The organism is Novosphingobium sp. ST904, assembly GCF_001298105.1.
Lineage (GTDB): Bacteria > Pseudomonadota > Alphaproteobacteria > Sphingomonadales > Sphingomonadaceae > Novosphingobium.
In genome coordinates this window covers 77,758-89,507 of the sequence record NZ_LGJH01000144.1, presented here as the reverse complement: position 1 = coordinate 89,507, position 11,750 = coordinate 77,758, and the positions used below count along the sequence as shown (strand labels likewise).

The window sequence follows — 11,750 nt, the reverse complement described above, 5'->3', positions numbered from 1 at the left end:
ACATCACCCTGGAAATGGCGCCACTTGAAATCCGTCATCGTTCCGTCCGTCCAATCTCCGCCAAGCATGCTCAAGCTTCACGATTTTTGCAACAGAGCCCCGACGCGAGCGTGAAGCCCTTCACCGCGACGCGGCGGCCGCGATCCGAGCGCCAATGACCAGCGTCGCCATCCCACCAGCGACCATCGCCCAGGTGGACAATCCGGCGCAGGTGAGGGCGCCTGCACTTCTCGCAACGCGATCCCGCACGCTCGAACCGGATCGCATCCGACAGTTGCTGCCAGTCGATGGGATAGAGCCAGCGGTTTTCCGGGCGGATCGGCATCGGACACCTATGAATCATCCGCGAGCGTGATGGAAGCACAATGTACGTGTTGTGTTTTTGCTATGTTCCCTTCACGTTCTTAATCGCGGTATGAGGGACCAATGTCCACCGCTCTTGCCATTCCTGCGTCCACGCCGATTCCTCTCAGCGATCTCCCGCGCCCAGTACAACTCAAGGTCATCGGCGCTGCCGGCGCCGGCTTTCCCAGCCCCGCCCAGGACTGGGAGGAATCGGCGATCAACCTGGTCGATCTCCTGCGCCTCGATCGCGCCGCCAGCTTCGTTTTCCGGGTCAGCGGGCAATCCATGCTCGATGCAGGCCTGTTCGATTCCGATGTGCTCGTGGTCGATCGCGATGCCAGGCCGGTGGACGGCCGCATCGTCATCGCCGTTGTCGATGGCGGCTTCGTCGTTCGCCAGCTTTGCGTGCGCAATGGCGTGCCGACGCTCGAGGCGCGCAACAGCCGCATGCACTACGATCCTGTCGTCGCGGACGAGAGCGTCGAAGTGTGGGGCGTGGTCCGGGCCAGTGTCCGCAACCTTCTGGCCTGATCCGTCATGAGCTGGGCTATCGTCGATATTGAGAACTTCTATTGCTCGGCCGAGCGGGTCTTCGACCCCTCGCTGCGCAATGTGCCGCTGATAATATTATCGAACGGCGATGGCTGTGCCATCGCAAGGTCCTCAGAAGCCAAGGCGCTGCCTATCTCGATGGGGGCGCCCATGTTCAAGATACGCGACATCGTGAAGCGCCACGGCGTGCAATATCGATCGAGTTCGTACGAATTGTACTCGGACATGAACAGGCGCTTCAATCAGGTGCTGGCCGATTTCAGCGATACCGTAGAAATCTATTCGATCGACGAGTCGTTCTTCCGCTTGCCGGTTTTACCTTCCGGCCTGGGCGATGTCGAGCAGGCGCAGCGCATCCGCGCGACGATCAAACAGCATGTCGGCCTGCCGACGCGGATCGGGCTTGGCCCGACGCGCACCCTGAGCAAAGGTCGCCAACGCGTTGGCAAAGGCGTCGGAGGAAGTCTGGAACGGCATCATCGACCTGCACGACGAGGGCCTGCGCCGGCGCATGTTCGCGAAATGGCCGATCGAGGAGGTATGGGCATCGGCTCTGCCATGGCTCGGCGTCTGCGCCCGCTCGGCATCCGCACGACGGCTGATCTTGCCGCGATGCATCCCGATGTTGCCCGCGACGTCGGGACGGTCGTGCTCGAGCGCCTGGTGCTCGAGTTGAACGGCGTTGAATGCAGCGACTTCCAGCCTGAGCCGGAAGCACTCAAGTCCACGGCGGTGACGCGCAGCTTCGGAGAGCCGGTGCGCGACCGTGAGGTACTGCGCGAGGCGATGGTGCGAAGGGCGGTACGTGCGGCCGAGAAGATCCGCGCACAGAAACTCAAGGCTTGCCGATTGATCGCCTTCGCACACGGCAGCCGGTTCAAGCCCAATGCGCCATCGGCTTCCAGGGTCGCACGGCTGTCGCCCTCGACCAACGATCCGCGCGTGATCGCCGGCACCGCGGCGCGCATGGCCGAAGCGATGTTCGAGCAGGGCGGGGTCTACACCAAGTGCGGCGTCATGCTGGAAGGTCTGGAGCCGGAATCCGGCGCGCAGCAGGATCTCTTCGCCGCGCCCGACCCGCGCTCGCCCGCCTTGCTGGCAGCGCTGGACGGCATCAACGACAGGTTCGGCCGTAATACCCTGCGGCTTGCCTCGGAAGGGGTGGGCGCCAAGTCCTACGACATCAGGCGCACCTTCAAGAGCCCGGCGTGGACGACGCGCATCGACCAGGTTCCTATCGCACGCTAAAGGCGGCGCGAAGGGGACCTCCCCATCCAAAGCCCGAACAAGGAACCGGCCATGTGTAATCGCGCCCGTCTGAAGAATGAGCCGGAAACCCTGTTCGACTCGGCCGCCAGGCTGTTCAGCCCCCGGCCGCGAGACAACCGTTTCGATCCGCAGGATCTGCGCCCGAAGGGCCGCTGTCACGTGATCCGCGAGCAGGCAGGGCAGCGCGCATGGGACGTGATGACGTGGGACGTGCTCGGCGGGAAAGCGCCCTGGCCGATGACCAACGTGCGCAAGCTGGGCCTGCCGCAGTGGCGACGCCTCGCCGAAAAGCCGCGCAACCGCTGCATCGTGCCGCTCACCGAGTTCTGTGAGTTCACGCCTGACAAGCACGACCTCGAGGACGGCAAGCCGGCGCTGAAGGGCGAGATGTGGTTCTCCGTCACCGATCAGCCGGTCTTTGCCGTAGCGGGCTTCTGGCAGGCGACCGAAGCGGGCAGCGGCTTTGCCATGGTGACATGCGATGCCAACGAGTTGGTGGCGCCGATCCATCCCAAGGCGATGGTCACGATCCTCGATCCCACGGATGTCGATACCTGGCTGCGCGGTTCCTTCGATGAGATCGCCGCGCTTCAGCGGCCCTACGATGCGGAAAGGATGAGCGTGCGCGGGCCGGTGTTCCCGACGCGGCGCAACGAGACCTGAGGCGGAATCCAAAACGCCGATCCTTGGACCGGCCCCAGTTGGGAGAGGATGCCCGAAGGCACGTCCCTTTTGCATTGCGGTATGGATTTCGCAAGCGCGGTATAAGCAACCCCGGTTGCCTCGTTCGAGCAGGTCAGGCGCTACCCAGCCCCTTGCCGCAGACGAACAGAACCAGCGCGAGGGACATCGTGAACAGCGACAGCCAGATCACGATTTGCCCATAGATGTGCATGACAAGCCCCACCCAGGTGTAGCGCCGCCGCAGGATAATGCCGCTGGCGACCGCGATGAAGAAGGCGATCGTTGTCGGCGTCGTGATCGAGGGCGGGCGATCGAGCACGGCCTCCGCGATGGGCATGAGCCCGATCGCCATGACTAGCACCCACGAGAAACCGAAGAGCAGGTTCCCGGCCATGCTATCCACCGCTTCAGCGGCAACGGGGTTTTCCGTCGAGGTTGTCATTGGGCGGCTCCTATGGAATCCTCCAACGCCAAAGCTGCGGAGGAGCGACTATCATGGGCATCGATTGGGACACGTACCTGATAACCCATGATCAGCCTGGAGGACCATTAATTACATCGGAGATGGAATATGCTCCTGCGCCAACTGGGCCGTTCTCAAAGGGCGAGAAAATCGGCTATATTCTCGGCGTCGCAATCATGATCCCGGTCTTGATCTGGATGGTCAGCCTTACTCTCTGAGCTTGCGGTCATGGAAAAATCCCTTGTCGAGTGCCTGGTTGACCTCTGATTGCAGGTCAGCGCCGCCGATCGCACTTTGCATCCGGCCCTGCCGCTTGGCCTCAGCCTCGCTCTCGAGCTGTTTCCTGCCCGCGGCGATCTGATCGGGGATCGGTGAACTCTCGGCCGGTTCCGCAAGGGTGGGAACCGCGCTCAGCCCCTTCGGGTGATACATGGCCTTGACGTCCTCAGCGCTACTGACCGGCGGTGGTGTGACGTCGGCCGCCAGTTCGGGTTCGCGCAGATAGGGTGCGACTTCAGCGTAGATCGCCTGCTGCCGCTCGCTGAGGAACCTTGCGATCAAGCCGTCGCGCACCTGACGCTGGTGACTGTCGAGCGATACTTCGTGCAATCCGGGGGCCTGCAATCCCGGTTTGGTCGCAGCTTCCCGCCGATACCATTCCGCCAGTTCCTGGCTGAGGTTTTCGCTCATTTGCAGGCCATGGCTTTCCGCGTAATTGGCATCCTGGGACAGCTGCTGGGCCTTCTCCCTGAAGTGGCGAGCCCTTTCCTCATGCGAGTGGGCAACAGAGAGAGCTTCCTCCTCGGACAAGGACGATGTCTTGCTGGCAGATGCGCGTGCAAACGTCCCCGACGTATCCATAGTGCTGTGAGTGTCAGACAGGTTAGTTCCGTTAGCGTGCTCGTCACGGGTGCCATCGTCAGCCGTCGAGCCGCTGTCCGTCGTTCTCGTGTTGTCAGCATCGTATTTAAGTCTGGTCGATTGTTGAATACTGTTATTTTTACTAACCCCGGCAGAGATTGGAGAAAGTCCGCCCCCCATACCTCCAGCCCCCACGCCGACCCCAAGTTTGGCTGACGTCAAATCTGTCGTGTCGGAACCACGAGCAACCCCTTGGGAAACCCGATTCTGGTCTGACGTGCCGGTCTTGTTGGTCACACCGTTGAATGTCGATCCCGAATTCCGGTCAAAATTATCGATAGTGGTGCCGTCGGCCGTGCGCGTTCCTCGCTCCGAGCCGTTCGTAACATCGGTGCTGGTGCCCTGAACGCTCCGATTGGTATGCGATGCCGTGATGACCCTTGCCGCCGCCGCCTCTTCGCTTTCGGCCGCCCGAATATATTGTGATGCCGCCTGCCGGGTTTCACCAACGAAGCCGGTGTTGACGTTCACCCCCATCGGCAGGCGCGACATGGCTCCCGTAACATCCGTCACCACGGCGCCACCTTGGGTGAAGGTCTCGCTCGCTCCATTCGCCAGCCTGGTCGTGAACGAAGACGCCCCTGTCGAATACGTCGGCGCATCGGACCACTGATTGCTCTGCCGCATGTTCGACGTGAGGTTCGCAAAACTGGTGTTCCCGTAGGAATAATTGCCCGTCGTCTGCTCGACGGCCGCCGCCTCGGCCGCATTCTGCGCCGGCGCCAGCATAGAGGTCGCTTGCCCCGAAATCCCCATCGCGCCCCGCGCGAGACCGCCCGCCAGGAAAGGCACGCTCATCAGCATGAACCCGGCGATCGTCGCCGTCTCGGCGTTGACCGCGCCATCCCGGCGTAGTTCGCCAGCGACATGCCGCCTTCGGCCACCGCATTGGCGGCGCTGGTCCCGCGCGTCATGCAGATCATGTGGAGGATGACGTACAGCGGTCCCCAGGCGGCAAGATAGAAGAAGCCCGTCACGTAGCCCTTCAATGTCTGCACGCCGGTCTGCGGCATCAGGAACAGCGGGAAGATCACCGGGAACATCGCGTAGAAGACGACCGTAAGCACGATGTTGAGGATCGGCACCCAGGACATCGCCTGCTGCGCGATGGAATTGTAGGTGTTGCGCGCCTGGATATCGGCCCGCGTCGTCGCGAAGGTGTCGATCGCGGCCGCTCCGGAGCCCCCCGCCATGGCATCGCGCGCCTGCATGAAGGCGTTGATCGCGGTGTTCTGGCGCATCGTGCCGGTGTAATCCGATCCCGAACCGGTGAAGGCCGCGTTCACCACCGGCACGTCCTGACGCAGCTTCGCCTCGGCCGCCGCTTCGGTCAGCTTGGGGAAGGCCTGCCGTCCCCAAAGCCGGGTATGGTCGTTGATGACCGCGCTCCATGCATTGGTGAGACGCTGGTAGGCGTTGTTGCAGGTGATGATGCCGCTATCGACGCCGCCGCCCGAACGCTCGATCCAGGGCTGCGCGCGCGCCACCGAGCCCGGCCCGATATCGGTCCACAAGTCCTTTGAATCGGCGAGCGCGGTCAGGGACTTTTGATGGAGCATGACGTCGCCGAAGGCGCAGTTCTTGAAATGGGCCTGAAGGTTGGTCGCGAACTCGGCGTCGCGGATCTGGAAATTGCGGGTCTGATCGAACAGGCGGGCGCCGTAGATCATGCCGTTGGTGGTGTAGTTGAGCTGGCTCGGCATCACGAACACGGTTTCGGCCGTGCGGGTCAGCCAGTCGCCCACCTGGCTGGTGAAACTGGCGATGACGCCAAGCCCGAGCGGCACGTTGGCGACGGTCGTGGGTGCGAGCGAGGGGTTGATGCGGTCGGTCACCTTCACATCGACGGTCGGCACCATGAGGCAGGTGTAGATCATCGTCGCGCCGAGGAACCAGTTCAGCCATGCGCGAAAGTTCATGGTGAAGGCGACCGAGAGCAGGGCGTAGATGAGGCCCAGCACCATCACCACCCGGATCAGCGACTTGTAGCCGCCGCCGCCCGTCCAGGCGCGACGGCATTGAAGGTGTTGACGATGTATTCGCCGCCGCCGATCGTGAAGACTTCGACCATGGCCCGTTCCCCCTGAACGCTAATCGCCGCTTAGTTGAGCCCCTGGGCGCTGAGGCCCCGCGAGAAGTTAAGGGCGGCCGCCATCCCCGGCGACATCGAGTTCTGGAGCGTCGATTCCAGCATCACCGACTTGTTGATGAGCGCGATCGTCACGTTGAGCGTGTCCTTCAGCTTCATGTCGCGCTGGCTGTATTTCTGGCGCACTTCGGCGAGTTGCCGGCGCCAGGTCTCGGCGGTCGACTGGTCGGCGGGCTGGAAATTCACCTGCGCCTGGCTGACCCGATCGAGCATGTTGTCGATCATCGAACTGAGCAAGTTCACCGCGACGATCTCGGCGAGGGTCTCGGTCTCGTCGACGCTGAAGGTCTGATGCGCCATCGCCTGCACCGCGAGCATCTTGTAGAGCGGCACCGAAGTCATGTTGAGCAGCTGCTGTTCGGACGCATCGAGCGCGGTGTCGGTGCGGATCTTGCCCGCCATGGAAGTGATCATGCGCAGCACGCGCGGACGCAGCGCCGCCGTATCGCTGATCGAAAGCGTCTTCTCGGTGACGCCCAGGCACTTGTCATCGTCATCGCAGGTCAGGATCTTGACGCTCGATCCCGAACTTGTGCCATCGAGCAGCGCGGTGACAACGGCCTCCTCGGCGGGGCCGATATACTGGAGCTTCTTGTCCTCGGCCGCCTTGGGGTTGGTGACGATCGTACCTACCAGCGTCATGAGGTATTCGGAGAATTCCTTGTCGAAGCTGCCGAACTTGTTGGAACGCTTGATCGCCTCCCAGGTGTAGTTGCGCTCGGCCAGCGGAATATGGTCCGCCATCGCGGGATCGCTGTTGCCCTCGAGGACGCTGTCGATCTGGTCTTCAGCGCCGCAGCCCTGGCGCGAACGCGCCCAGTCGGAGAACACGCCCTGGCTGTTGCCGACAGATGCGCAGATGGTCGAACGCGCGCCTTGGGTCTTGGGCCAGACCGCGCCGACGAGGCCCTGCGCCGCCTCGCACGACGAGATGTTCATCTGGTTCATCTGCTGTGCGGCCTGCTGGAACTCGCCCATGATCTTGCTGATCTCGGGCGAGACGGCATCGATCGCGAGCTTGAAGGCGAAGCCCAGCGCGTTGTTGGCGACGGCTTTGAGCATCGCGACCATCTCGGAGGCATTGATGAACGAGAAGGAACCGGCGAACAGATCGATACCGCCGCACCCGGCGCGCGCGCTCGGCAATTGCAGGTTGAAGGGCTGCACGCTCTTTTGCGGGAAGCGGGTCCAGACGTTGCCCCCGGTGTAATACCCCGCCGACTGCCCTGATAGGCGGACGGGCCGGTGACATTGGCCGCCCCGCCCGCATCGTTGAAGAACGAGTTCATCTGGCTCGAGACATCGGCGCGCGCGATGCCGGTGGGCACCATGCTGGCCGCGCCCATCACCAAAGCCCCCGTGGCGATCCGGCGCATCAGAGCGCGGAAGCGGGAAGGGCGCTGGTGTTTGGGATGAGAGGTGGGGGCAGGCTCGTGCATCAGTAGTCACTCCCGACCCTGGTGTTGGTGAGCAGGAATATCCGCTCCATGATCTCGTCGGCCGACATGATCCCGAAGCCGACCGGCATCGTCTTTCGGGTCGCGGTGTCGAACAGGACCAGCGCCGGTGTCGCGTTCCCCGGCACGCCCATGCGTGCACGCTGGCCGGAATCGACGACGTAGTTCGGGAACTGGTTGCTGGGGCCGCCGTCCATCGAGACGGCCATGATCGCCATGTGATGGCTGTCTGCGACCGAGCGCAGGATCGGCGCGAAGATCTCGCAGGCCCCGCACGACTGCGCGAAGAAGTAGAACAGGCCATAGCGCCGGCCGAGGTTCTCGAGAACCTGGCTGCGATCAGCGACGCGGTTGTCCGCCCATGCGCGCTTGGCGACGGTGCCGACCGGGCGCTGCAGCGTGTAATCGAGGTCCGGGTTCTGCCAGAGCGCGCGCTGCCAGGTGTCGGAGAACAGTGAGGCGCGGTCCAGCTGCTCGCGCTGAAAGCGCACATAGGCGATCACGTTCTCCTCGCTGGGTTCAAGAATCGCGCGCGACTTCAATTCGTCGAGCTGCTTCGTGATCGCGGCGATCCGCTCGCTCGCGGACTGCTGGGGCTTGGCCGCCTGCGGCGCGGCTTCGCGCTGCTTTGGCTTCTCGCAGTAGAACCACTGGCCGAGCGGCGCTGGGCGCAGTAGAAGTCGTCGCCCTGCTGGTCATCAGCGGCCGACGCGGTGATGCCCGCCTGTTCCTGCGCGCCCCCCGGCGACGCGAGCGCGAGCGCGGATGCCAGCAAGATGGCAAGATGGCATGTCAGGCGGCGCAGGCGCGAGAGCGGGCCAGCGCCGGAGGGGAGGCCGGAGGCCGGGCGCGGATCAGGCGTTATCGTCATCGACATCGTGATCTCCATCGAGTTCGACCATTGCGAGCTGAAGGACGGACATCATGCGCGCGACGTCGAGCATCCGGGTGCCCTGGTCCATCATGCGCACGATGCCGCGAAGGTGCAGGCGAGAGTGGCGGCGGCCCTCGACAGTGGCGCGCATGCCGCCGTCCTGGCGGACCATCCAGCCCCGGTCGATCAACTGGCGGGATCGATGCTCGATCTCGCGCGGATCGACCTCGCACAAAAACCAGTGCGCGATTGTCGCGGCGATCTGGCCCGAGAGGGAGGGACGGTTGGTGCGGTGAACGCGCAGGAAGATCGCAAGATCGAGCACCGACATGTCGATCATGCTGGGATCGTAGGCGACCGCGCCGCCTTTATCATTGGCTGGTGTGGAGGTCATAGTAGTCCTGGATTTTGGTCTGGATGTCGCCGAGCGTCGCCACCTCGTCGGGCAGCTTCGCCGCGTCGGTGAACTCGGAATAGATTTCCGTGAAATCCATCACCGAGAGGTCAAGACGCGAGAACTCGTCGATGGTGAAGCCCACGCACTGCTCCTTCTTGGGCTTGCCCCAGGGCTTGTTCAGCTGCGGGCGGCCCTGTTCCTGAAGGATGCGCGAGAGCTTGCTCTCGAAGCAGCAGTAGGCGGTGCGCTTGGTCTTGCACACGCCCAGCACGCTCGAGGAGCAATAGGTGCCGACCTTGTGGCACAGGCCCATGCGGTCCTTGACGTCGAGCAGCTTCTCCTCGCTCGAGCACAGGAACATCGTCAGGAACGGGGTTGCGAGCGCGGCGATCGCGGTCGGGCCACCGGCAATGGCGGCAGCACCGGCGCCGGCGGTGATGAGGCCCGAGGTCTTGCCCGCACAGCAGTTGACGAGACCGAACACCGGCTTGTGACAGGTCTCGCGCGATCCTGAGAAGACGGTGAAATTTTCCTCGTCAAATTCCTCGCCCGCCTGCCCCAGCGCATGGAGCGCGACCAGCGCATCCTTGAACTCGGTCGAGGCCTCCCGCTCGATCGTCTCACAATCGCCGTTGATGCAGTAGACGTCGTTGCCGCAGACATATTGCTTGGGATCGTTGCCCGGCGTCGTGGGAACCGGACAGCGGTAGACCTTCTGGCTCACCTTGCAGGCGGAAGGGTCGTAGTCGGGATCGTTCTCGTCATCGATGCACTCGTCGCGCACGTACGAACATTCAGGCTTGTCATCGAGCTCGCCGCAGTCGTTGCCTTGCGTGATCTCGTTGCACGTATAGCTCTTTTGCCAGGCCCAGCAGGGCTGGGTCACCGGCACGCCATTGATGACGCGGGTAACGGGCTCGCTGTCGGTGCACACTTCCGCGCCTTGCGCGGTGCACTGCGGGTTGCCCTCCAGCGCTGCGCAGCCATCGACCTTGTTGGTGGTGACGACAGGCGCGGCGGCATCGACCTTGAACCAGTGCTGTCCCGTGGTTCTCGAGATGACGGGGTATACGGCATTGGGGTTGGTGAAGCTGAATTGATGGTTTCCCACCACGCTGGCCTGAACCGAGCATTCCATCACATGGAGCGGGTAATTGCCGTAATCCTTGTTGCAGCTCCCCGCCGCCGTCGATCCGTATTCGGCCATAGTGCCGCAGTAGGATGCGGTTCCGACCGCCTTGCAGGTGCCGGCGGCGATCTCGTCGGCCATGCTGTCCGGATCGACGTAAGGGCCGATGTCGGCCATATGGTAGTAGTAGAGGGTACGGTTTTCGACCGACACGTTGAGGCTCGACGTGCAGGTGCGGGTAACCTCGTCCAGCTTCGAGCCATAATTACAGGTCGACTCGTAATAGCTGACATTGCCGCCGCCGGGAGGCAGGGGATTGCAGCTTCCCGATTGTCCACCCAGCTGCTCGCCTTGAAGGTAGGTGTCGGGATCGCTTTCGATCGCGGTCGCGCGCTGCGTGGTTGCAAGAATCTCCTGCGGATCGAATGTCGGGCGGGTATGGCCCCGGTCCATTGCCGTCACGAAGGCATCGTTGCCACTCGCCTGCGCGCCGCCATCGGAGACCAGCTTGTCGGGATCGTCGAAATACTGGCTCTGCGGCAATTGCGTCCCCGCATAGCCCGGAACCTGATCCTGCATGCCTTCGCTCGGCATCAGGCTCTTGTCGGCACGCATCGTCTTGCCGAGGGTCTTTCCCTCCTCGCGCGCCTCTTCGAGGGTGGATTGCGCCAGAGTAGATTGTTGGGCCAGCACGCCGCCCGCACCGATACCGGCGCCAATAGCGGCGAACGCCATGATCAGCAGGAGAGGACGGCCGATCCGCCGCACCTCAGCTGGCCTTGCCCAGGTTGCGCAGCGCTACCTTCGCCACGCCGGCGCCGGACCATGGCCGTTGGCGAAGGTCTCGAGCACGTAGTTCACCGAGACATTGCCGGTCAGGCGGTCGTAGGGCGGAAGCTGGGTCTCGCAGTGGAAACCCGAGCACAGGTCGAACTCGGACGACACCGCGACGTAAGTCGGCACCGCCTCGACCTTGAAGGCACGGAACAGGCGCGGATCGATGCCGACATTGGCCACCTGGTCCTTTTCGGTGACCACCTTGCGCAGGCCATCGGTGAACGCCTTCACAGAATTATTCGGAAAACCCCGGAACACCACGACTCCGCCCGCGCGCGCGGTATCGGCGAGCACCCGGCGCAGCGACCGGGGCGGCATCGACAGGCTGGCGAAAACGATGAACTGCGGCGCATCGCCCTTGGCGCCGGCCACGTTCTGCGAAGCGCCCTGGATGATCTCGTCGAAGTCCACCGGGCCGGTGCCGTTCATCGGCAGGTCCGCCCTGGCGAGATTCGTGAGACTCTCCGTGCCGCTGCGCTGCACGGCCAGCGCTTCCTCGCGGAAGGCATCGCCGCGGTTCTTCACATGGTCCGCGAGTGTCTCGGCATCGCCCTGCATGGCGGCGCCGCGCTTCCTGATCGCGTCGATATCTAATCCATCGACATTCTGTGCGATGGCCTGTATCGCACCCACACCGGCGAGCGCAGAAATGACTAAAGTTATGCGTCGCAAG

At 63.3% G+C, this 11,750-nt stretch carries 8 protein-coding genes and 4 pseudogenes; 4 read left to right on the top strand and 8 right to left on the bottom strand.

Annotated elements, in window-relative coordinates; genetic code table 11:
- Positions 1-70: 70 nt before the first annotated feature.
- The gene (locus ADT71_RS13475) at positions 71-325 is read right to left on the bottom strand and encodes a hypothetical protein (protein ID WP_231635866.1); all 255 of its coding nucleotides are present in this window, start codon (positions 323-325) and stop codon (positions 71-73) included.
- Between the two features lie 101 nt (positions 326-426).
- Between ADT71_RS13475 and ADT71_RS13470 the strand changes: the two genes are divergently transcribed.
- The 3 genes and pseudogenes from ADT71_RS13470 to ADT71_RS13460 all read left to right on the top strand — a co-directional run bounded on the left by ADT71_RS13470 (position 427) and on the right by ADT71_RS13460 (position 2,829).
- On the top strand, positions 427-876 hold the full coding sequence (locus ADT71_RS13470) for a LexA family transcriptional regulator (protein WP_054437554.1): 450 nt from the start codon (positions 427-429) through the stop codon (positions 874-876).
- Between the two features lie 6 nt (positions 877-882).
- A pseudogene (locus ADT71_RS13465) lies at positions 883-2,145 on the top strand (Y-family DNA polymerase).
- 51 nt (positions 2,146-2,196) lie between these two features.
- Complete coding sequence (locus tag ADT71_RS13460; protein WP_054437552.1) at positions 2,197-2,829, top strand: SOS response-associated peptidase family protein; 633 nt, start codon at positions 2,197-2,199, stop codon at positions 2,827-2,829.
- A gap of 133 nt (positions 2,830-2,962) precedes the next feature.
- On the opposite strand, the gene ADT71_RS13455 is transcribed toward ADT71_RS13460, so the two are convergent.
- A complete protein-coding gene (locus ADT71_RS13455; RefSeq protein WP_082370339.1) occupies positions 2,963-3,292 on the bottom strand; it encodes a hypothetical protein in 330 nt (109 codons plus the stop codon).
- Between the two features lie 53 nt (positions 3,293-3,345).
- On the opposite strand from ADT71_RS13455, the gene ADT71_RS13450 reads away from it, so the two are divergent.
- A complete protein-coding gene (locus ADT71_RS13450) occupies positions 3,346-3,531 on the top strand; it encodes a hypothetical protein (protein ID WP_054437550.1) in 186 nt (61 codons plus the stop codon).
- On the opposite strand, the pseudogene ADT71_RS13445 reads toward ADT71_RS13450, so the two are convergent.
- The 6 genes and pseudogenes from ADT71_RS13445 to trbC form a co-directional block, all read right to left on the bottom strand.
- Positions 3,521-6,305: pseudogene (locus ADT71_RS13445) on the bottom strand (conjugal transfer protein TraG N-terminal domain-containing protein). The gene ADT71_RS13450 and the pseudogene ADT71_RS13445 overlap by 11 nt on opposite strands.
- 30 nt (positions 6,306-6,335) lie before the next feature.
- Positions 6,336-7,714, bottom strand: a pseudogene (locus ADT71_RS13440) (conjugal transfer protein TraH).
- Between the two features lie 107 nt (positions 7,715-7,821).
- Positions 7,822-8,636 (bottom strand): annotated as a pseudogene (locus ADT71_RS13435) (conjugal transfer protein TraF).
- A gap of 58 nt (positions 8,637-8,694) precedes the next feature.
- Positions 8,695-9,108 (bottom strand): hypothetical protein, encoded by a 414-nt coding sequence (locus tag ADT71_RS13430; RefSeq protein WP_054437549.1) that lies wholly within the window; start codon positions 9,106-9,108, stop codon positions 8,695-8,697.
- A complete protein-coding gene (locus tag ADT71_RS13425; RefSeq protein WP_054437563.1) occupies positions 9,086-10,975 on the bottom strand; it encodes a conjugal transfer protein TraN in 1,890 nt (629 codons plus the stop codon). Before ADT71_RS13425 ends, ADT71_RS13430 begins: the two co-directional genes overlap by 23 nt.
- A gap of 63 nt (positions 10,976-11,038) precedes the next feature.
- Positions 11,039-11,749, bottom strand: coding sequence for a type-F conjugative transfer system pilin assembly protein TrbC (trbC, locus tag ADT71_RS13420; protein ID WP_369818249.1), 711 nt, complete (start codon positions 11,747-11,749; stop codon positions 11,039-11,041).
- Position 11,750 lies beyond the last annotated feature (1 nt).

What these genes read in the sequence shown, in the direction of transcription:
- ADT71_RS13475 (WP_231635866.1), bottom strand. Translation starts at nt 325, where the DNA reads ATGCCGATCCGCCCGGAAAACCGCTGGCTCTATCCCATCGACTGGCAG.
- ADT71_RS13470 (WP_054437554.1), top strand. Translation starts at nt 427, where the DNA reads ATGTCCACCGCTCTTGCCATTCCTGCGTCCACGCCGATTCCTCTCAGC.
- ADT71_RS13460 (WP_054437552.1), top strand. Translation starts at nt 2,197, where the DNA reads ATGTGTAATCGCGCCCGTCTGAAGAATGAGCCGGAAACCCTGTTCGAC.
- ADT71_RS13455 (WP_082370339.1), bottom strand. Translation starts at nt 3,292, where the DNA reads ATGACAACCTCGACGGAAAACCCCGTTGCCGCTGAAGCGGTGGATAGC.
- ADT71_RS13450 (WP_054437550.1), top strand. Translation starts at nt 3,346, where the DNA reads ATGGGCATCGATTGGGACACGTACCTGATAACCCATGATCAGCCTGGA.
- ADT71_RS13430 (WP_054437549.1), bottom strand. Translation starts at nt 9,108, where the DNA reads ATGACCTCCACACCAGCCAATGATAAAGGCGGCGCGGTCGCCTACGAT.
- ADT71_RS13425 (WP_054437563.1), bottom strand. Translation starts at nt 10,975, where the DNA reads ATGGCGTTCGCCGCTATTGGCGCCGGTATCGGTGCGGGCGGCGTGCTG.